This window comes from Hylemonella sp. GW821-FHT12C09, assembly GCF_058807395.1.
Genome location: NZ_JBXAQQ010000004.1, coordinates 57,437 through 76,458, shown reverse-complemented (window position 1 = coordinate 76,458; position 19,022 = coordinate 57,437). Strand labels below are relative to the sequence as shown.

Annotated in this window: 20 protein-coding genes; 19 read left to right on the top strand and 1 reads right to left on the bottom strand. The window is 66.9% G+C overall.

The window, feature by feature from the left end:
* Positions 1 to 117: 117 nt before the first annotated feature.
* On the bottom strand, positions 118 to 867 hold the full coding sequence (gene flgA / locus AC1RRP_RS08285; RefSeq protein WP_493035046.1) for a flagellar basal body P-ring formation chaperone FlgA: 750 nt from the start codon (positions 865 to 867) through the stop codon (positions 118 to 120).
* Between the two features lie 227 nt (positions 868 to 1,094).
* On the opposite strand from flgA, the gene flgB reads away from it, so the two are divergent.
* From flgB to AC1RRP_RS08190, 19 genes are all read left to right on the top strand, one after another.
* Positions 1,095 to 1,514: a flagellar basal body rod protein FlgB gene (gene flgB, locus AC1RRP_RS08280; protein WP_493035044.1), complete on the top strand. Its 420-nt coding sequence runs from the start codon at positions 1,095 to 1,097 to the stop codon at positions 1,512 to 1,514.
* A 26-nt stretch (positions 1,515 to 1,540) separates the two neighbouring features.
* Positions 1,541 to 1,945, top strand: coding sequence for a flagellar basal body rod protein FlgC (gene flgC, locus AC1RRP_RS08275; RefSeq protein ID WP_493035042.1), 405 nt, complete (start codon positions 1,541 to 1,543; stop codon positions 1,943 to 1,945).
* An 18-nt stretch (positions 1,946 to 1,963) separates the two neighbouring features.
* Positions 1,964 to 2,626 carry a flagellar hook assembly protein FlgD gene (locus AC1RRP_RS08270; RefSeq protein WP_493035041.1) on the top strand — a complete coding sequence of 221 codons (663 nt, stop codon included), beginning with the start codon at positions 1,964 to 1,966 and terminating at the stop codon, positions 2,624 to 2,626.
* 37 nt (positions 2,627 to 2,663) lie between these two features.
* A complete protein-coding gene (gene flgE, locus AC1RRP_RS08265; RefSeq protein ID WP_493035039.1) occupies positions 2,664 to 3,905 on the top strand; it encodes a flagellar hook protein FlgE in 1,242 nt (413 codons plus the stop codon).
* A gap of 22 nt (positions 3,906 to 3,927) precedes the next feature.
* Positions 3,928 to 4,668 (top strand): flagellar basal body rod protein FlgF, encoded by a 741-nt coding sequence (locus tag AC1RRP_RS08260; protein ID WP_493035037.1) that lies wholly within the window; start codon positions 3,928 to 3,930, stop codon positions 4,666 to 4,668.
* Between the two features lie 21 nt (positions 4,669 to 4,689).
* Positions 4,690 to 5,472 carry a flagellar basal-body rod protein FlgG gene (flgG, locus tag AC1RRP_RS08255; protein WP_493035035.1) on the top strand — a complete coding sequence of 261 codons (783 nt, stop codon included), beginning with the start codon at positions 4,690 to 4,692 and terminating at the stop codon, positions 5,470 to 5,472.
* Complete coding sequence (locus tag AC1RRP_RS08250; protein ID WP_493035033.1) at positions 5,472 to 6,149, top strand: flagellar basal body L-ring protein FlgH; 678 nt, start codon at positions 5,472 to 5,474, stop codon at positions 6,147 to 6,149. Before flgG ends, AC1RRP_RS08250 begins: the two co-directional genes overlap by 1 nt.
* 62 nt (positions 6,150 to 6,211) lie before the next feature.
* On the top strand, positions 6,212 to 7,351 hold the full coding sequence (locus tag AC1RRP_RS08245) for a flagellar basal body P-ring protein FlgI (protein WP_493035031.1): 1,140 nt from the start codon (positions 6,212 to 6,214) through the stop codon (positions 7,349 to 7,351).
* 150 nt (positions 7,352 to 7,501) lie between these two features.
* Positions 7,502 to 8,365 (top strand): flagellar assembly peptidoglycan hydrolase FlgJ, encoded by an 864-nt coding sequence (flgJ, locus tag AC1RRP_RS08240; RefSeq protein ID WP_493035029.1) that lies wholly within the window; start codon positions 7,502 to 7,504, stop codon positions 8,363 to 8,365.
* Positions 8,362 to 10,284 carry a flagellar hook-associated protein FlgK gene (gene flgK, locus AC1RRP_RS08235; protein WP_493035027.1) on the top strand — a complete coding sequence of 641 codons (1,923 nt, stop codon included), beginning with the start codon at positions 8,362 to 8,364 and terminating at the stop codon, positions 10,282 to 10,284. The genes flgJ and flgK overlap by 4 nt, the downstream gene beginning before the upstream one ends.
* A gap of 22 nt (positions 10,285 to 10,306) precedes the next feature.
* The gene (gene flgL / locus AC1RRP_RS08230) at positions 10,307 to 11,521 is read left to right on the top strand and encodes a flagellar hook-associated protein FlgL (protein WP_493035025.1); all 1,215 of its coding nucleotides are present in this window, start codon (positions 10,307 to 10,309) and stop codon (positions 11,519 to 11,521) included.
* Positions 11,522 to 11,559: 38 nt separating this feature from the next.
* Positions 11,560 to 12,708: an HDOD domain-containing protein gene (locus AC1RRP_RS08225; RefSeq protein WP_493035023.1), complete on the top strand. Its 1,149-nt coding sequence runs from the start codon at positions 11,560 to 11,562 to the stop codon at positions 12,706 to 12,708.
* Positions 12,709 to 12,736: 28 nt separating this feature from the next.
* The gene (locus AC1RRP_RS08220; protein ID WP_493035021.1) at positions 12,737 to 13,693 is read left to right on the top strand and encodes a DMT family transporter; all 957 of its coding nucleotides are present in this window, start codon (positions 12,737 to 12,739) and stop codon (positions 13,691 to 13,693) included.
* Positions 13,690 to 14,886, top strand: coding sequence for an aminotransferase-like domain-containing protein (locus tag AC1RRP_RS08215; protein ID WP_493035019.1), 1,197 nt, complete (start codon positions 13,690 to 13,692; stop codon positions 14,884 to 14,886). Before AC1RRP_RS08220 ends, AC1RRP_RS08215 begins: the two co-directional genes overlap by 4 nt.
* Complete coding sequence (locus AC1RRP_RS08210) at positions 14,883 to 15,809, top strand: PhzF family phenazine biosynthesis protein (protein ID WP_493035017.1); 927 nt, start codon at positions 14,883 to 14,885, stop codon at positions 15,807 to 15,809. The genes AC1RRP_RS08215 and AC1RRP_RS08210 overlap by 4 nt, the downstream gene beginning before the upstream one ends.
* A complete protein-coding gene (locus tag AC1RRP_RS08205) occupies positions 15,806 to 16,474 on the top strand; it encodes a VOC family protein (protein WP_493035015.1) in 669 nt (222 codons plus the stop codon). The genes AC1RRP_RS08210 and AC1RRP_RS08205 overlap by 4 nt, the downstream gene beginning before the upstream one ends.
* Before the next feature lie 93 nt (positions 16,475 to 16,567).
* Positions 16,568 to 17,716, top strand: coding sequence for a lysozyme inhibitor LprI family protein (locus AC1RRP_RS08200; RefSeq protein ID WP_493035013.1), 1,149 nt, complete (start codon positions 16,568 to 16,570; stop codon positions 17,714 to 17,716).
* Positions 17,717 to 17,835: 119 nt separating this feature from the next.
* Entirely contained in the window at positions 17,836 to 18,504 is a 669-nt protein-coding gene (locus AC1RRP_RS08195) for a histidine phosphatase family protein (RefSeq protein WP_493035011.1), read from the top strand.
* Positions 18,505 to 18,539: 35 nt separating this feature from the next.
* Complete coding sequence (locus AC1RRP_RS08190) at positions 18,540 to 19,007, top strand: DUF3237 domain-containing protein (RefSeq protein WP_493035009.1); 468 nt, start codon at positions 18,540 to 18,542, stop codon at positions 19,005 to 19,007.
* The last annotated feature ends 15 nt before the right edge of the window (positions 19,008 to 19,022 follow it).

The following is a 19,022-nucleotide window of genomic DNA, read 5'->3' as shown; positions in this document are numbered from 1 at the left end:
ACTGCCGCGGATAGGGGGCTATCCGCCAGGAGGGCATAAAAAGCCCCGTACGTTGGATATCGGCAGCATCATGACTGACTTGAGGGTTTTCTGCGCTTTTCCTTCGATCAGCTGTTGTCACATCTCGACCTGGACCGTCCGGGCATCCAGAACGGTAGCCGTGAGCACGCGCCCACTTTCCATCCGGACCTTGGCCAGCTGGCCCACCACACCGGGCGAGATGGCCTGGGCCGGGGAGCTGATCTGGAAACCGCCGCCCTGCACCAGCACCCGAACCTGGGCGCCGGCCTGGAACACCTGAGCGGCGCGCACCATGTTCTGGCGCAGGGTCTGGCCGGTGGCCAGGGCGCGGGCGGCCACCTGGCCGGACCAGGCCTCGTGGCCCGCCAGCACCGGGCTGGGTTCGGCAGCCCAGTCCACCTCGGCCAGCATCAGGTCGTCCGCTTGCAGCGGGCGGCCCGGCGCTACGTCGCGGCGCAGCACCCAGGCCGAACCGGTGGCCTTGACAGTCACCGGCATGGAAACATTCCAACGGCTTGTCCCCTCCAGGCAGCGCAGGCCGACACGGCCGGGGCCCCAGAGGCGGCTGCCCGGCGGCAGATAGGCTTCGACGCGGGCGCAGGGCGCCAGCTTGAGCCGGCTGTCCAGCGGGCCCAGCGTGGCCTGCAGGCGCACCGGCTGTTCCATGCGGGCGGCCTGGGTCGCCAACGTCTGGTCCAGCCAGCGCTGCGCCAGCGCCGGCAGCTGGGCTTCGCCGGTCACGGCCTGGGCGCGGGCCGGCAGCTGCATGGAAACACAGGCGAACAGGACCAGCGCGGCGTAAGCGCCACGTTTCCACGTCGTGCAGCCCGAGGGCATCTGCTTCATGACTTGTTTCTCCTGCCTGAACGGCGTCGCCGGGTGTTACAAAAAAGTGCTCAGGACTCCACCCACATTGCCGACTATACGTACAGGCATGGCGCGCAAAGCTGGCAAATGCACAGCTTTCCCCCCTCATTTCAGGCGCTCGCTTATTCAAGTTCTTTCCATAATTTCCGTACGGGGTCCCAGCCAGCACCCGCCCTATGGGGCCCCACCGACCGCAGAGGTGATTTATGTTCGACAAACTGACCAGCGCACTGGACTTCCACGGCAAGGCCCTGATGCTGCGCGCCGAACGCCAGCGCACCATCGCCAGCAACATCGCCAATGCCGACACCCCGGGCTACGTGGCCCGTGACTTCAATTTCCGCCAGGCCATGAGCCAGGCCCTGGACGCCGGCAGCCCCGCCGGCCTGGCGCAGCCCGCGGCCAGCGCCCCCAACCCGCGCCACCTGCCGCTCAACGCCAGCGGCAGCGCCCTGGGTTCCAACCTCGGTTATGCCCAGCAGACCCAGCCGGCCATGGACAGCAACAGCGTCGACCTCGACCGCGAGCGCGGCAACTTCGTCGACAACGCGGTGCGCTACGAATCCACCCTGCGTTTCATTAACGGCAGTTCGCGCACGATCTTGAGCGCGATCCAGGGCCAGTAAGCCGCCACCGGATCAGGAACACCATCATGTCCATGTTTTCCATCTTCGGGGTTTCGGGCAGCGCCATCAGCGCGCAGTCGCAGCGCCTCAACGTGGTGGCCAGCAACCTGGCCAACGCCGACGCCGTGGCCGGCCCCGACGGCAAGACCTACAAGGCCCGCCAGGTGACTTTCGAGACCGTGCTGATGGACTCCGCGTCCTCGGCCGGTGTCAAGGTCAGCAGCGTCAAGGAAGACCAGACCCCGGCACGCCGCGTGTTCGAGCCCACCCACCCCTCGGCCGACGCCGAAGGCTACGTGACCCACTCCAACGTGAACCCGGTGGAGGAGATGGTCAACATGATCTCCGCTTCGCGTTCGTACCAGAACAACGTCGAAGTCATGAACACCGCCAAGACCCTGCTGCTCAAGACGCTGCAGCTCGGCCAGTAAACCCACGGAGCACCCATCATGGCAGTAGACAGCGCAACCTATATCGACAGCCTCACGAAGACCGGCAGCGGCAGCGCGTCGAGCCGCACGCTGACCACCGATCCGGCGCAGATGCAGGACCGTTTCCTCAAGCTGCTGGTCGCGCAGATCAACAGCCAGGACCCGCTCAACCCGATGGACAACGCGCAGATGACCACGCAGATGGCGCAGATCAACACCGTCAGCGGCATCCAGCAGCTCAACACCACGATGCAGAGCATGACGGCGCAGTTCTCCGCCATGCAGGTGCTGCAGGGCGCCGCGCTGGTGGGCCGCGACGTGTTCATCGAAAGCGACAAGCTGGTGGTGCAGGGTGGCGTGGCGCGCGGCGCCATCGACCTCAAGGGCGCAACCGACAGTGTCAAGGTCGAGATCCTCAACGGCTCGGGCCAGCTCATCGACACCCTGAGCGCCGGCTCGCTGCCGGCCGGCCGCCACGAATTCGCCTGGGACGCCTCGGCCTACGCCGGCACCACCAACCCGAGCTTCCGCATCGTCGCCACGCGCGCAGGCAGCGCCATCGAGGCCACGAGCCTGGCGCGCAGCACCGTGGAATCGGTGGGCAGCGAAAACGGCGTCATGCAGATCCGCCTGGCCGGCCGCGACCCGGTGTCCTACGCCGACATCAAGTCCATCCTCTAAAACCCGACACCCTCACGCACCCCCGAAGGAAAACACCATGGGCTTCCAACAAGGTCTCTCCGGTCTGAACGCCACCAGTCGCAACCTGGACGTGATCGGCCACAACATCGCCAACGCCAACACCACGGGCATGAAGGCCTCGCGGGCCGAGTACGGCGAGCTGGTGGCCTCTTCCCTGGGCACAGGCGGCGGCAGCTCGGCCGGCCTGGGCGTGGAGGTGAGCACGGTCTCGCAGCAGTTCACGCAGGGCAACATCTCGGTCACCAACAACGACCTGGACGTGGCCATCAACGGCGCAGGCTTCCTGCAGCTGGAGCTGCCCGATGGTTCGGCGGCCTACACACGCGCGGGTGAGCTCAAGCTGGACCGTTTCGGCTTCATCACCACCAACACCGGCGCGAAGGTGCTGGGTTACCAGACCGACATTGCCGGGAACCGCCTGAGCTTCTCGACCAACCCGATCCAGCTGCCCACGGCCGCGCCCATCGGGGCCAACCAGACCACGCAGATCACCGCCGAATTCAACCTCGATGCCGAAGCCGTGGTCTGGAACTCCGTCACGCCCAACACGCCGCTGACCACCTACGGCACCTCGCTGACGGCCTATGACTCGCAGGGCGTGCCGATCCCGGTCTCGCTGTACATGCGCAAGATCACCGACGCCGCCGGCCCGCCGGTCCTCAACCGCTGGGAGATCTTCACCGACCCGACCTCGGCCGCCACGGCCACCGCCTCCAACGTAGGCACCCTGTCCTTCGGTGCCAACGGCCTGCTGGTCTCGACCGCACCCGCCGCGCTGACCATTCCGCTCACCCCCACCAACCCGGCCGTTCCCGCCTTCAACGTGACGCTGGATGTCTCCGGTGCCACCCAGTACGGCGCCCGCTTCGCGGTCTCGGATCTGACGCAGGACGGCTACCCGCCCGGCGAACTGGTGGGCGTGAAGATCGAGGAGAACGGTGTCATCCTGGCGCGCTACTCCAACGGCGAGACCCAGGCCGCGGGCCAGTTCGCCATGGTGAACTTCCGCAACGTGCAGGGCCTGGCACCCACCGGCAACGGCCAGTGGATCGAGACCCTGGCGTCGGGCCAGCCCATCCAGGGCGCGCCGACCGAAGGCAAGTTCGGCTCGCTGCGCGCCGGCGCGCTGGAGGACTCCAACGTCGACCTGACACAGGAGCTGGTCAACATGATGACCGCGCAACGCGCCTACCAGGCCAACGCCCAGACCATCAAGACGCAGGACCAGGTCCTGCAGACGCTGGTGAACCTGCGCTGACGCCACCTGAAAGCCACAGACCATGGACCGCCTGATCTACACCGCCATGACCGGAGCCAACGCTGCCGCGCACCGGCAGTCCGTGCTCTCCAACAACCTGGCCAATGTCTCGACCAACGGCTTTCGCGCCGAGCTCTCGACCTACCGTGCCGTGCCCTTGCGCGGCGAGGGCGCGACCACGCGCGTGTTCGCGCTGGAAGCCACGGCCGGCCACCGTGATGCGCCGGGCCCGGCCCAGCGCACCGGCCGCGACCTGGATGCGATGCCGCAGGGCAACAGCTGGTTCGCCGTGCAGGGCCTGGACGGCACCGAGGCCTACACCCGCAGCGGCGGCTTCGAGGTCTCGCCCCAGGGCGTGGTGATGACCAGCACCGGCCTGCCCGTGCTGTCCGATGGCGGCGCACCGATCACCGTGCCCAACGACTCGGTCATCAGCCTGGGTTTCGACGGCACCATCAGCGCCAAGACCGGCAACCAGCCCTCGAGCAACGTGGGCCGCCTCAAGCTGGCCACACCCACGCCCGAGGACCCGCTCAAGCGCGGCACCGACGGCCTGTTCCGCCCCGCTTCGGGCAACCCGCTGCCCAACGACGCCAACGCCCGCATGCTGGTGGGGGTGCTCGAAGGTTCCAACGTGAACGCGGTGGAGACCATGGTCGGGATGATCCAGACCGCACGCCAGTTCGAGGTGCAGATGCGCCTGATGCAAACCGCCGAATCCAACGACCGCTCCGCCGGCCAGCTGCTCAGCCTGCAAGGCTGAAGCCACTTTTAGGAAACCACCATGTTCAATTCCCTGTGGATCGCCAAGACCGGCATGGAAGCCCAGCAGATGCAGCTGGACGTCATCTCCAACAACCTGGCCAACTCCTCGACCAACGGCTTCAAGCGCGCGCACGCCGTGTTCGAAGACCTGATGTACCAGAACCTGCGCCAGGCCGGCTCCAGCACCTCTGAACAGTCGCAGCTGCCCACCGGCCTGCAGGTGGGCCTGGGGGTACGCACCGTGTCCACCAGCCGTAGCTTCACGCAGGGCAGCCTGCAGCAGTCGGGCAACAACCTGGACATCGCCATCCAGGGCAACGGCTTCTTCCAGATCACCATGCCCGACGGCACCCTCAACTACACCCGTGACGGCGCCTTCCAGGTCAATTCCCAGGGCCAGCTCGTCACCAGCAACGGCCTGCCGGTGGCCAACGGCATCACGGTGCCGGCCAACGCAACGAACGTGAGCATCTCGGCCGACGGCAATGTCACGGCCACCATACCGGGCACCGTCACGCCGCAGCCCATCGGCACCATTCCGCTGGCCAGCTTCATCAACCCGGCCGGCCTGGAGCCGCGCGGCCAGAACCTCTACGCCGAGACCACCGCTTCGGGCCAGCCCAACACCGGCACCCCGGGCGCCAACGGCCTGGGCCAGCTGATGCAGGGTTTCCTGGAGACCTCCAACGTCAACGTGGTGCAGGAGCTGGTGACCATGATCCAGACCCAGCGCGCCTACGAGATGAATTCCAAGGCGATCCAGACCTCGGACCAGATGCTGCAGAAACTGGGACAACTGTGATGAAGCACCTCTTACTGCTCCTCGGCGCTGCCGTACTGGCAGGCTGCTCCTCCATGCCCAAGCCGGCCAGCGTGGATTTCGCGGCACCCCGCCAGGCGCAAGCGGCTGCGCAGCCGGCCGCACGCCCGGCCACCGGCAGCCTGTTCCAGAACGCCAGCTACCGCCCCAGCTTCGAAGACCGGCGTGCGCGCCAGGTCGGCGACACGCTGACCGTGCGCATCGTCGAAAACGTCACGGCCAGCCAGAAGTCCAGCTCCACGGCCAACCGCACCAGCAGCATCGACGGCAGCATCACCGCCGTGCCGGGCATGAAGTTCCCGGGCACCGTCGCCGAGAACAATTTCCGCATCGGCGCGGCCAGCGAGGCCGACTTCTCGGGCAAGGGCGGCACCGAAGCCGCCAACACTTTCTCGGGTTCGATCACGACCACCGTGGCCGAGGTGCTGCCCAACGGGCACCTCGTCGTCACCGGGGAAAAGCAGATCGGACTGAACCACAACGTGGACGTGCTGCGCTTCACCGGCACAGTGGACCCGCTGGCCATCCTGCCGGGCAGCATCGTCAACTCCAGCGCCGTGGCCAATGTACGCGTCGAGTCCAAGGGCCGCGGTCCGCAGCATGAAGCGCAGACAGTTGGCTGGTTAACCCGGTTCTTTTTCAACATTTCGCCGTTCTGAGCACTTACAGAATCAGTTATCGCTTGTTTCGACTTTTTCTGCCAGAACTTGAGCCCCGCACCATGAACACCGGCCGCCTTCCTTCCTTGTCCAGCGCACTGCGCCGCGGCGCCGCGCTGCTGGGCTTGTGTCTGCTCGTTGCCCAGCCTGCACTGGCCGGTCGCATCAAGGAAGTGGCCGCCATCGAAGGCGTGCGCAGCAACCAGCTGACCGGCTTCGGCCTGGTGATCGGCCTGGACGGCACCGGCGACCAGACCACGCAGATGCCCTACACCACGCAGACGCTGAGCAACTACCTGCAGCAGATGGGCATCGCCCTCTCGCCGGAGCTGGCCTCGCGCCTGCAGCTCAAGAACGTCGCGGCCGTGCTGGTCACGGCGCAATTGCCGGCCTTCGCGCGGCCCGGCCAGAGCATGGACGTGACCGTCTCCTCGATGGGCAATGCCAAGTCCCTCAAGGGCGGCACCCTCATCTCCACGCCGCTGCGCGGTGCCGACGGCCAGGTCTATGCGCTGGCCCAGGGCAGCCTGATCATCGCCGGGGCCGGGGCCGCCGCCGGTGGCAGCCGCGTGCAGATCAACCACCTTGGCGCAGGCCGCATCCCGGGGGGCGCGCAGATCGAGCGCGCCGTGCCCACGCCCCTCCTCGAAGGCAACAGCTTCAGGCTCGGCCTGGAGGCCAGCGACTTCCAGACCGCGCGCCGGGTGGCTGCGGCCATCAACACCCGCTTCGGTGACGGTGTGGCCCGCGCCCTGGACGGCCGCACGGTGGATGTGCGCGCGCCCACGGAACCCAACGACCGCATCAGCTTCATCGCCGAGATGGAAGAGCTGCCCCTGGAGTCCTCGGTGCCGGCCGCGCGCGTGGTCATCAACTCACGCACCGGCTCCATCGTGCTCAACCAGGCCGTGACCCTGGGCCCCTGCGCCATCGCACACGGCAACCTCTCGGTCAGCATCAGCTCCACGCCCATCATCAGCCAGCCCGGCCCGCTCTCCAGCGGCCAGACCGTGGTGGCCGAGAAGGCCAATATCGAAATCCGCCAGGAACCCGGCATCCTGATCCAGCTGCCCACGGCCCCCAAGCTGGCCGATGTGGTGCGCGCGCTCAACGCCCTGGGCGCCACGCCGCAGGACCTGCTGGCCATCCTGCAAGCAATCAAGGCCGCAGGCGCGCTCAACGCCGAACTGGAAGTGATATGAAGCTCCCCCCCGTTGCTTGCTCACTTCGTGTAGCCGCCTCCCCCCTCAAGGGGGCAGCGTCAGCGGCCCGGCCAAGCCGGTTCCACGACGCTCCCCGCTTGGGCATCGGCACGCACAGGAATGTGCCCGTCGGGACAAGGATGGACTGACATGCAAACCGGAATACTCTCTACTCAGCAGTCCCTGGCCGCCGACGGCGCCAGCCTGAACCGCCTGAAGTTTCAGGCCGGCCAGGCCACCCCGGCGGCCGTCAAGGAAACGGCCAAGCAGTTCGAATCCCTGTTCATGCGCGAGCTGCTCAAGAGCATGCGCGACGCGACCGCCAGCATGAAGAGCGGCATGATGGACAGCCCCGGCGGAGACCTGGGCGCCGACCTGCTGGACCAGCAGTTCGCCGTGCAGATGGCCGGCCAGCCCGGCGGCCTGGCCGAGGTGATTGCCAAGCAGCTGATGCAGCAGATGGGCATGAAGGACCAGGCCGCCCAGCCCGTACCCGCTGCCGCCGCCACAACGGTGCCGGTGCCCGCCGCCGCGCGCAGCTTCGTGCAACAACACGGCGCCGCGGCACAAGAGGTGCAGCGCAGCAGCGGCCTGCCCGCCAGCTACATGCTGGGCCAGGCCGGCCATGAAAGCGGCTGGGGCCGGCGCGAGATCCTCATGAAGGACGGCAGCCCCTCGCACAATCTCTTCGGCATCAAGGCCGGTGGCGACTGGAAGGGCAAGGTGGCCGAGGTCACCACCACCGAATACACCGACGGCGTGCCGCACAAGACCGTGGCGCGCTTTCGCGCCTACGACTCGCACGCCGAGTCCTTCCGCGATTTCGCGCAGCTGATCTCGAACAGCCCGCGTTATGCGCAGGCACGCCAGCAGACCGGCTCGGTGCAGGGCTGGGCCGAGGGCCTGCAGGACGCCGGTTACGCCACCGACCCGGACTACGCGGCCAAGCTGAGCCGTGCCATCAACACCACGCTGCGGCTGCAGCGTGCCTCTGACGCCGGGAGCCTGTCATGAGCGGCATCATCAACATCGGCGTGACCGCGCTGACCGCCAACCAGAACGCGCTGCAGACGATCAGCAACAACATCGCCAACGTCAACACGCCCGGCTATACGCGCCAGGCCGTGGTGCTGTCCAACATCCCGGGCCAGTTCACCGGCAGCGGGTATTACGGCAAGGGCGTCGAGACCCTGACGGTGCGGCGCCTGTACGACGAGTTCCTCACGCGCCAGGCCGCCACCTCGCAGGCCGTGGCCTCCAGCGACGCCACGCGCTACAGCTACATGCAGCAGCTCGAGAGCCTGTTCCCGAGCGGACCCAACGGCCTGGGTGCCTCGGTGAGCGACATGCTCAACGCCTACTCCGACATCACCAACGCACCGACCGACCTGACCGCGCGCGCGGTGGCGCTGGCGCGGGCCGACGAGATGGCACACCGCTTCCGCTCGACCGCCGAAGCGATCAACGAACTGCGCATGGGCACCACCAGCCAGCTCAAGATCGACGCCACCGCCATCAACAACCTGGCCGGCCAGATCGCCAAGACCAACGAGCAGATCGCCATTGCGCTGGGCAGCGGCCACACGCCCAACGACCTGCTGGACCAGCGCGACCAGCTGATCCGCGACCTCAACAAATACGTCCAGACCACCAACATCAAGGCCGACGACGGCAGCCTGAGCATCTTCCTGGCCGGCAGCCAGCCGCTGGTGCTGGGCAAGACGGTCTCGCCGGTCTCCGTCGTCGAGGACGAATTCGGCGATCCGGCCAAGGTCAAGCTGGCCATCACGGTGGGCGGCGTGCCCCGCATCCTCGAAGAGTCCATGCTGGGTGGCGGCGAAGTCGCCGGCCTGCTGCGCTTCCAGAACAAGGACCTGGTCGACGCCTCCAACCTGCTGGGCCGCATGGCCCTGGCCATCGGCACCAAGATGAACGAGCAACAGGCCCTGGGCCTGGACCTCAACGGCAACCCCGGCAACCCGCTGTTCAACCTGTCGACCATCCCCAACGGCTACGCGTCCTCAGCCAACACGGGCGGCGCCACGCTGGGCGTCAGCATCCAGGCCAACCCCTCGGGCACGACCTCCTTCCTGGCCAGCAACTACGAGTTCTCCTTCGCCACGGCCACCACCGGCACCATCACCCGACTGTCCGACGGCGTGCAGACCGCCTTCGACTTCGGTGCCACCAACCCGGTGCTGCTCGACGGCTTCGAGATCCTTCGCAGCGGGCCGGCCGCGGCGGCCGGCGACCGTTTCGTGATCACGCCCTACGCCACCGCGCCGCGCAGCATCAACACCGCCTTTTCCTCGCCCAAGGAACTGGCCATGGCCAGCCCCATCGCGGCCAGCGCCGGCACCACCAACACCGGCGCGCTGGCCTTGCAGGGCCTGTCGGTGCGCACAGTGCCGATCCCGCCGGCCGTCACCCTGACCTTCACCGGCCCGGGCACCTACACGCGCTCGGACACCGGCGCCACCGTGTACAACTACGTGCCGGGGCAGGCCATCGAGTACACGGTGCCGCCAGCCACGCCGCAGACCGGCTGGTCGCTCACGCTCAAGGGCATTCCGCAGATCGGTGACACCTACACCGTGGACGCCAACCCCTACCCGCTGCTTGACGGCGCCAACGCCAAGGCCATGCTGGACCTGCGCGACCTGGCCCTGTTCGACGGCGGTCCGCTGACCGATGGCTATGCCAGCCTGATCGCCGAGATCGGCACCAAGGTGCAGGGGGCCGAGCAAGCCTCCATCGTCTCCCGCAACATCGCGACCAACATCGAGAAGGACCGCACCAGTGTGGCCGGCGTCAACCTGGACGAGGAAGCCGCGCGCATGATCCAGTACCAGCAGGCCTACCAGGCCGCCGGCAAGATGATGCAGATTGCGCAGAACATCTTCGACACCCTGCTGGCCTCTTTCTCGCGCTGATGCGCACCGCAAGGACTGAGCCATGAGACTCGCCACCGCCAATACCTACGACAACACACTGGCCAACATCACCAGCCGCCAGGCCGGCCTGGCCGACCTGCAGGAGAAACTCTCGGCCGGCAAGAAGGTGGTGCGCCCCAGCGACGACCCCACCGGCGCGGCCCAGGCCGAACGCGCACTGACGCGCTCCACGCGCGTGGACGTGGAGGTGCGGGCCCTGAACCTGCAGCGCAACTCGGTGGCCATGGCCGAAGGCACGCTGGGCAACAGCATCGACCTCTTGCAGACGATCCGCCAGCTCATGGTGAGCGCCGGCGATGCGGCCTACAACCCGTCGGACCGCCGCAGCATTGCCGAGGAAATGGCCGGCCTGCGCGACCAGCTCTTCACCTATGCGAACAAGAAGGACACCAACGGCATCCCGCTGTTCAGCGGCCTGGGCAGCGCCTCTCAGCCTTTCGTCGACGTGCCCGCCGGGGTGGTCTACAACGGCATCCCGGGCTCGCGCTCCAGCACGGCGGTCTCCATCCCCGGCACCATGGACGGCCAGGCCGTCTGGATGAGCGTGCCCACCGGCAACGGCGTGTTCAACATGGGCCTGGGTGCCACCAATACCGGCGAGTTGTGGACCGACGTCGGCCAGATCGCCGACCCCTCGCTGCTCACCGGCAACAACTACACCGTCACCTTCAACGTCAGCGCCACCGTGCCGCCGGTGACCACCTATGACGTCTCCATGACCACGGTGGTGCCGCCGATCGTGACCACACCGGTCCTCACGGCCCAGCCCTACACCGACGGCCAGGACATCGCCTTCGACGGCCTGACCTTTGTCGCCCGCGGCGTGCCTGCCAACGGCGACACCGTCAACGTCACCCCCAGCACCCGTGACGACCTCTTCGCCCTGCTGGACCAGGCCATCAACGCCATCCGCGGCGCCGGCAACGGCCACCAGCTGGCGCAGGACCTGTCCCTGGCGCTGTCCCAGATCGACAGCGGCATGGAGCGCGTGCAGTCGGCCCGCAGCCAGGCCGGCGAACTGCTCAAGCGCGCCGACATCATCGAAGGCACGCAGGAGGAAAAGAGCATCCAGCTCGCCGCCGACCGCTCGCGCGCCGAGGACATGGACATGATCAAGGGCATCTCCGAGTTCCAGAACCAGCAGACCGGCTACGACGCGGCGCTCAAGACCTACGCCCAGATCCAGCGCCTCTCGCTGTTCAACTACCTGGGCTGAGCCGCCCGGATCTTCTTGCACCTCCTGCACTGCACGGTATGAGCGACTCCGTCCTGGACCAGCTCACCCTGGGCTACCGCTTCCTCTGGAACCACCGGCGCGAGATCGCCGCGGTCGAGCTGCACGCCGACCCACTGCCCGAGGCCCGTGGCATCGATGCGCGCCACCTGCTGGCCACGCTGGCCGAACGCTGGCCCACACGTGCGCCCCAGTTGCTGCTGCGTGTGGGCCACCCCCTGCTGCTGCTCGACCTGCTGGCGCAAGCTCGCGCCGACGGCCCCTGGCTGGTGCTGCCGCCCGAAGTGCACAGCGATGCCGTGCTGCGCCCGCGCGCACTGCAGGCCCAGGCGCGCGGCCTGCCCCTGATCTGGCCGGGCCGCCTGCCCGCCGAGACCGCCCCCGCTACCAAACGCCCCGGCGCCTACCTCGCCGACGAGGCGCAGGCGGCCCTTGCCCCGGGTCAGATCGTGCTGGGCAGCGGCCACCGCGCGCAGGCCGATGCCGCCCTCGACCAGCACGCCGCCTGGGCCGTGGCCGGCTGGCCCGTCGAGGATGTGCTGCACAGCCTGCCCGCCCAGTCCCGGCAACCCGACCGCACGGCGATCAGCCGCGCGGTACGCGCGATCGACGAGGACGCGGACCTGGACCGCATCGAAAACCTGCTCAGCGCCGACCCGCTGCTGGCCTACCGCTTCCTGCAGCACGTCAACACCGCGGCGCCGCAGCTGCGCGGCGCGATCGACACCCTGCAGCAGGGCCTGCAGGTCTGGGGCCTCAAGCACGTGCAGGCCTGGCTGCTGGGCCAGCTGCCGCAGGCCAGCAACGAGCCGGACCTGCAACCCGTGCGCCTGGGCATGGTCGCGCGTACGCGGCTGCTCGAACACCTGCTCGACGCCGGTGACGAAGAGGATTTGCGCCGCGAAGTCCAGCTCTGCGGCCTGTTCTCGCAGCTCGACCGCCTGCTGGACGAGCCCCTGGCCGCGGTACTGCAACGCCTGCCGCTGTCGCAGCGCATCCTGCAGGCCCTGCTGGAACACAGCGGCCCCTACCACCCGGCCCTGCAACTGGCGCGCTCGCTCGAAGGGGCCGACACCCGCGCCACGCGCCTGCTCTGCGAAAGCTACGGCTACACGCCCGAAGACGTGAACCGCGCCCTGCTGCACGCACTGGCCACCCTGTCGAACTGAGCCGGCGCGGCGCGTTAAAGTCGGTGCGATGCGCGCCCCGCCGCCCCCTCATTCCCTGGATCCGCTGCAGCGCCGTGGCCTGTGGCTCGGACTGCTGGGCGTCTGCATCTTCGCGCTGACCCTGCCCATGACACGGCTGGCGACCGGCACACCCGAAGCGCCGCAACTGCCGGGCCTGTACATCGCCGCAGGCCGCGCCGTCGTGGCGGCCGTGCTCTCGGCGGTCTTCCTGCTGGCCATGCGCGCACCGCTGCCGCGCCGCGCCGACTGGAGACCCCTGGCGCTGGTCGCCGGGGGCGTGGTCTTCGGTTTTCCGATCTGCACCTCCATCGCCATGCGCCATGTCGAGGCGGTGCACGCCAGCGTGATCGTGGGCGTGCTGCCCCTGGCCACTGCCGCCGTGGGCGCCGCCTTGCAGCGCCAGCGGCCCTCACCCGGCTTCTGGCTCTGCGCCGCCGTCGGCACCGCGCTGGTGATGAGCTACGCCGTGCTGCGCTCGGGCAGCGTGGGGCTCACGCTGCATCCGGCCGATGGACTGCTGTTGCTGGGCATGCTTTGCGCAGCGCTGGGCTACGGTTATGGCGCGCGCCTGGCGCAACACCTGCCGGCCGAGCAGGTGATCTGCTGGGCCCTGCTGCTGTCCCTGCCCCTGACCTTGCCGCTCACGCTGTGGAGCTGGCCGGCGGCGCCAGCCTCCAGCGCGGCCTGGGGCGGGTTCGCCTACGTCGCGGTCTTCTCCATGTGGCTGGGCTTCTTCGCCTGGTACCGCGGCCTGGCCCTGGGCGGCACCGTACGCGTGAGCCAGCTGCAGCTGCTGCAGCCCTTCGTCTCCATGGTCTTCGCCGTTCCGCTGCTGGGCGAAACACTGGATGTGCTCACGCTGGGCTTCGGCCTGGCCGTGATCGCCGTCGTCTTTGCCGGGCGCAAAATGCCTGTGGGCAGCGCCCGCACCCGTCTCTCTGAAACACAAGGAAGCACCCTATGAAACCGAGCACCCCCTCCACCTCGCCGTGGGTGCTGTCCTCGCGCGCCGCGCTGATGAACCCCTCGGTGCTGCGCGAACTGCTCAAGCTCACCGAGCAGCCCGGCATCATCAGCTTTGCCGGCGGCCTGCCCTCGCCCAAGACCTTCCCCGTGGAGGCGTTCGCGCAGGCCTGCGCGCGCGTGCTGCGCGACGACGCCCAGGCCGCACTGCAGTACGCGGCCAGCGAAGGCTACGGCCCGCTGCGCGAAATGGTGGCGGCCGGGCTGCCCTGGAAGGTGGACCCGGCCCAGGTGCTCATCACCACCGGCTCGCAGCAGGGCCTGGACCTCGCAGCCAAGGTGCTGATCGACACCGGCAGCCGCATCCTGGTGGAAACACCCACCTACCTCGGCGCCCTGCAGGCCTTCGCGCCCATGGAGCCGCAGGTGCACAGCGTGGCCAGTGACGACGAGGGGGTGGACATCGCCGCGCTGCGCGCTGCGCAGGCCGCGGGCACACCCGCGCGTTTCATGTACGTGCTGCCCAACTTCCAGAACCCCACCGGCCGCATGATGAGCGAAGCGCGGCGCGCGGCGCTGAGCGCCACCGCCGCCGAGCTGGCCCTGCCGCTGATCGAGGACAACCCCTACGGCGAACTCTGGTTCGACCAGCCGCCTCCGGCGCCGCTGACGGCACGCCATCCGGACGGCTGTGTCTACCTCGGCTCTTTCTCCAAGGTGCTGGCCCCCAGCCTGCGCCTGGGTTACCTGGTCGCGCCGGCAGAGGTGTTCCCCAAGCTGCTGCAGGCCAAGCAGGCTGCCGACCTGCACAGCCCCGGCTTCAACCAGCGCGTGGTGGCCGAGGTCATGAAGGACGGCTTTCTGGACCGCCACGTGCCGCGCATCCGCGCGCTCTACAAGTCTCAACGCGACGTGATGCTGGCCGCGCTGGAACACCACATGCCCCAGGAGGTGAGCTGGAACCGGCCCGTGGGCGGCATGTTCCTCTGGGCCCGTCTGCCCGAGGGCCTGGACGCTGCGGCCCTGCTGCCCAAGGCGGTGGCACGCGGCGTGGCCTATGTGCCGGGCGCGGCCTTCTACGCCGGTGCCGCCGATCTGCGCACCCTGCGCCTGTCCTTCGTCACGGCCAGCGCGGAAGAGATCGAGCGCGGTGTTTCTGCCCTGGCTGCCGTGATCCGGGAGCACATGCAATGAGCCAGCACCAGCGCCCCTACCAGCAGGTCGACGTCTTCACGACCACGCCCTACTGGGGCAACCCGCTGGCCGTGGTGCTCGACGGCAGCGGCCTGAGCGAAGACGAGATGCAGCGCTTCGCGCGCTGGACCAATCTGTCCGAAACCACTTTTGTGCTGCCGCCCACGCAGGCCGGCGCCGACTACCGTGTGCGCATCTACACACCGGGTGGTGAACTGCCTTTTGCCGGCCACCCGACGCTGGGCAGCTGCCATGCCTGGCTGGAGGCGGGTGGCGCACCGAAACACAAGGACCTCATCGTGCAGGAATGCGCCGTGGGCCTGGTACCCATACGCCGCGCCGGCCATCAACTCGCTTTTGCCGCGCCGCCACTCAAGCGCAGCACCCCCTCGCCCCAATTGCTGGCCAGCGTGGCCCAGGCCCTGGGGCTCAAGCCTGCGCAGATCCGCGCGGCGCAGTTGCTGGACAACGGCCCGAACTGGCTGGGCCTGCTGCTCGACAGCGCAGACACCGTGCTCGCCCTCGACCCCGACCACACGCGCCTGCGCGAACTGGGCCAGAAGGTGGGCGTGGCCGCGCTCACGGCCGAGCCCGCTGCTGTTCAGCTCATCGCCCGCAGCAGCCGCGAAGCCCGTGCTTTTGCCGACCATGCCAACGATGCGCCACACTTGGCCGCACCCGACTTGGAAGTGCGCGCCTTTGCCGCACCCGTGGGCATCACCGAAGACCCGGTGACTGGCAGCCTCAACGCAAGTCTTGCGCAATGGCTCATGGCCGATGGCCATCTCGGGACACGCTACATCGCCGCGCAGGGCACTTGTCTGGACCGTGCGGGCCGCGTATTGCTGGAGCAGGATGAAGCCGGCCAGGTCTGGGTGGGCGGGCAAGTGCAGACCTGCATCGCGGGGAGCGTGCAGCTTTGAAGGCTGCCATCGACCACCTCGTGGTCGCAGCGACCACGCTGGACGAAGGGGTGGCCTGGTGCGAGCGCACCCTGGGCATCACGCCCGGTCCTGGTGGCCAGCACCCGCTGATGGGCACGCACAACCGCCTCTTCAGCATCGCGAGTGAACACTTCCCCCTCGCCTATTTCGAAATCATCGCCATCGACCCGCTGGCCGCGGCGCCCGCACGCCGACGCTGGTTTGACCTCGATGATGAAGCCTTGCAGGATCGTCTGCGTCGCGAAGGCCCGCAGCTTGTGCACTGGGTCGCGCGTGTCGACGATGCACACGCTGCTGTAGCCGCCTTGCGGATGCACGATGCCGATCGCGGCGAGGTGATCGCCGCCTCACGCCCCACGCCACAAGGCCTGCTGCAATGGCAGATCACGGTGCGACCCGACGGCCAGCGACTTTACGACGGCCTCTTGCCGACGCTGATCCAGTGGGGTGCCGTACACCCGGCCGCCAGCATGTCGGACAGCGGTGTCACCTTGGCGTCTGTTGAGTTGCAGTATCCGCAAGCTCAAGCCTTGGCCAGTGCCTGTCACGCGATAGGTTTGGCAGGTATACGGGTGCAAGCAGGGCCGGCGCAGTTGCGGATCTGGTTACAGACTCCCAAAGGTGTGATTGATATTTGCTCCTGAATTCATAGCGATCATCGTGTCGACGATAAGTGCCTAGCGCGAAGCTCTTCGTGATACAAAGCGGAAAATCAAATCTCAGGGAGCACGGGCCAAATGCATCAAGATGCCGCATCCAAACCCAAACGGTGCCTGCGCTCAAAAACAGCCCTCAAGCTAGCTAGCAGCTTGGTAACCAGCGTCTTGTTCGCAGCAGCGCATGCACAAGTACCAAGGGATGAGCAAGCTTTGCAAGAAGAGTTGCGGCGTCAGATCTTCAACCTCAGCGATTTCTCAGCAGCCAAGCGAATTGCCGATCGGGCCAGAAAAGCTGCGCCGAACACCAACGCCCAGGAAGAGACCCAGCGACTCTTCTGGATCACGGATATATGCCATGCGGCCGGCCCAGCCGACATACCCAAGAGGGACATGCCCAGTGCGAATGAAATGAACCGGTACAAAGCGTCTAGCCTCGAGTGCGCCGATTACCGCGAAGGCCTCGGAGTAACTCAAGACTATCAGGCGTATCGCAAATGCCTGCTTAGCAAGGCTTCTGTTGACGCTTTTTCTATGGCTGAGATCTATGCCAATGGCCGGGGAGTAGCGCACGACCGGAAGCTTGCCATGGCCTTGATATGCCACGGCGATGCTCCAGAGTTTGCTCTTGAAGGCATGCTGCAAGCCTTGAAAAGCGGCAGCGAGTTCTCCGGCCGTTGCGCATACGACACAAGTCGGTTGAGCATGCTCCAATGCGCAAGCGAAACGAATTACATAGACAAAAAGCGCAACACCATCGAACTGGAAAAGCTCGTGGCCACTTGGTCAATGCAAGACCGGGCCGCACTTAAAAGAGTGATGGAAACTTCCAAGGCCTTCAGTACGTCACGGGCAGCAAATGAATTGGATACTTCTGGATCGATAGGGATGGCAGAAAGCGTCTATGCTCAAGACTCGGAATGGCACAGCGTGATCTCCGGGCTCAAATTTTTCGAGAATAAAGAGTACCCACCCACCGGCGACGCGGTAGCCACTGATCGCGAGCTCAATCTGCTCTACCGAGAAATTCTGCAGGCGTTGAGGGGCAACACAAACGGTTCGATAACGCTTGAGGGCGTGCGCAAGACCCAACGGCTTTGGCTGATCTATCGGGATGAATTCATCCGTTTTGCCCTTGCGCGCTATCCGAGAACCAAGGAGGAGCAATGGCTCGCTTGGTTAACCAAAAAGCGGCTAGAGCAGTTGAAAGAGTTGCAGCAAGAAATATGAGCCACTCTATGCAGGTTAAAAAACCTGAAGACACAATTCTTATCGCCCGACACCCCATCGCTTAGTCGCCTGTCCCTCTCACGACACGCCATTTCCCCTTCTCTTCCTAAAATTTGTGCATGGGAACTCTCTATCTCGTGCGCCACGGTCAGGCCTCTTTTGGCGCAACCGACTACGACCAGCTCAGCGAACTCGGCAACCGGCAGAGCGAACGTCTGGGCCAATACTGGCGTGAACGCGGTCTGCGTTTTGATGCCGTGCTCACGGGCACGCTGCGCCGTCACGCACAGACCTGGGCCGGCATCGCACAAGGCGCTGCTTATGCCAACGAGGTGCAGGCGCTGGCCGGCCTGAACGAATACGACAGCGAGGCGGTGATCGCAAGCATCCACCCGCATCCGCTGCAGAAGCCCGACACACCCGAGCTCTACCGCCACCACTTCCGCCTGCTGCGCGACGGCCTGCGCCAGTGGATGAACGGTGTGGTCAGCCCCAAGGGCATGCCCAGCTACAACGACTTCCTGGCCGGCGTGACCGGCGCGCTGGACCATGTGCGCAAGAACTTTGATGGCCATGTGCTGATCGTCTCCAGCGGCGGCCCCATCGCCACGGCCGTGGGCCACGTGCTGGGCACCACACCCGAGACGACCATCGAGCTCAATATGCGCATCCGCAACAGCGCGGTGAGCGAGTTCACCTACACGCCGAAGCGCCACAGCCTGCTGAGCTACAACACCCTGCCGCACCTGGACCACCCGGACCTGGCGGACTGGATCACCTACGCCTGAAGGCAGGCAGCGCCGCTGTGTCCTAAACTGGCGGCATGCTGCACCTCACTCCCCCCTCGCTGGAATTTTTCGCCGAATTGTCCGTCACGGTGGACCGCCCCCTGGAGGTCGGCCAGACCGTGCACGGCATGCGCCGCCTCATCCCCATCCTGGGCGGCGAAGCCCGGGGCCAGGGATGGAACGCGCGCGTGCTCCCGGGTGGCGCCGATTTTCAGCTCATCGTCAATCCGCGCCTGGCGGAGCTCGACGCAAGGTATGTGATGGAAACCGATGCGGGTGACCTGATCTTCGTGCAGAACCGGGCGGTGCGCGTGGCCGAGCCCGAGGTGATGAGCCGGCTCATCCGCGGCGAGGCGGTCGACCCGCAACTGATCTACTTCCGCTGCAGCCCGAGTTTCGAAACCGCGTCACCCTCCCTGGGCTGGATCAGCGAACGGCTCTTTGTCGGCACGGGCGTACGCCGCCCGGACCGCGTGGAGATGCAGTTCTTCACCGTGGCCTGAATTGCGCCACGAACG

What these genes read in the sequence shown, in the direction of transcription:
- flgA (WP_493035046.1), bottom strand. Translation starts at nt 867, where the DNA reads ATGAAGCAGATGCCCTCGGGCTGCACGACGTGGAAACGTGGCGCTTAC.
- flgB (WP_493035044.1), top strand. Translation starts at nt 1,095, where the DNA reads ATGTTCGACAAACTGACCAGCGCACTGGACTTCCACGGCAAGGCCCTG.
- flgC (WP_493035042.1), top strand. Translation starts at nt 1,541, where the DNA reads ATGTCCATGTTTTCCATCTTCGGGGTTTCGGGCAGCGCCATCAGCGCG.
- AC1RRP_RS08270 (WP_493035041.1), top strand. Translation starts at nt 1,964, where the DNA reads ATGGCAGTAGACAGCGCAACCTATATCGACAGCCTCACGAAGACCGGC.
- flgE (WP_493035039.1), top strand. Translation starts at nt 2,664, where the DNA reads ATGGGCTTCCAACAAGGTCTCTCCGGTCTGAACGCCACCAGTCGCAAC.
- AC1RRP_RS08260 (WP_493035037.1), top strand. Translation starts at nt 3,928, where the DNA reads ATGGACCGCCTGATCTACACCGCCATGACCGGAGCCAACGCTGCCGCG.
- flgG (WP_493035035.1), top strand. Translation starts at nt 4,690, where the DNA reads ATGTTCAATTCCCTGTGGATCGCCAAGACCGGCATGGAAGCCCAGCAG.
- AC1RRP_RS08250 (WP_493035033.1), top strand. Translation starts at nt 5,472, where the DNA reads ATGAAGCACCTCTTACTGCTCCTCGGCGCTGCCGTACTGGCAGGCTGC.
- AC1RRP_RS08245 (WP_493035031.1), top strand. Translation starts at nt 6,212, where the DNA reads ATGAACACCGGCCGCCTTCCTTCCTTGTCCAGCGCACTGCGCCGCGGC.
- flgJ (WP_493035029.1), top strand. Translation starts at nt 7,502, where the DNA reads ATGCAAACCGGAATACTCTCTACTCAGCAGTCCCTGGCCGCCGACGGC.
- flgK (WP_493035027.1), top strand. Translation starts at nt 8,362, where the DNA reads ATGAGCGGCATCATCAACATCGGCGTGACCGCGCTGACCGCCAACCAG.
- flgL (WP_493035025.1), top strand. Translation starts at nt 10,307, where the DNA reads ATGAGACTCGCCACCGCCAATACCTACGACAACACACTGGCCAACATC.
- AC1RRP_RS08225 (WP_493035023.1), top strand. Translation starts at nt 11,560, where the DNA reads ATGAGCGACTCCGTCCTGGACCAGCTCACCCTGGGCTACCGCTTCCTC.
- AC1RRP_RS08220 (WP_493035021.1), top strand. Translation starts at nt 12,737, where the DNA reads ATGCGCGCCCCGCCGCCCCCTCATTCCCTGGATCCGCTGCAGCGCCGT.
- AC1RRP_RS08215 (WP_493035019.1), top strand. Translation starts at nt 13,690, where the DNA reads ATGAAACCGAGCACCCCCTCCACCTCGCCGTGGGTGCTGTCCTCGCGC.
- AC1RRP_RS08210 (WP_493035017.1), top strand. Translation starts at nt 14,883, where the DNA reads ATGAGCCAGCACCAGCGCCCCTACCAGCAGGTCGACGTCTTCACGACC.
- AC1RRP_RS08200 (WP_493035013.1), top strand. Translation starts at nt 16,568, where the DNA reads ATGCATCAAGATGCCGCATCCAAACCCAAACGGTGCCTGCGCTCAAAA.
- AC1RRP_RS08195 (WP_493035011.1), top strand. Translation starts at nt 17,836, where the DNA reads ATGGGAACTCTCTATCTCGTGCGCCACGGTCAGGCCTCTTTTGGCGCA.
- AC1RRP_RS08190 (WP_493035009.1), top strand. Translation starts at nt 18,540, where the DNA reads ATGCTGCACCTCACTCCCCCCTCGCTGGAATTTTTCGCCGAATTGTCC.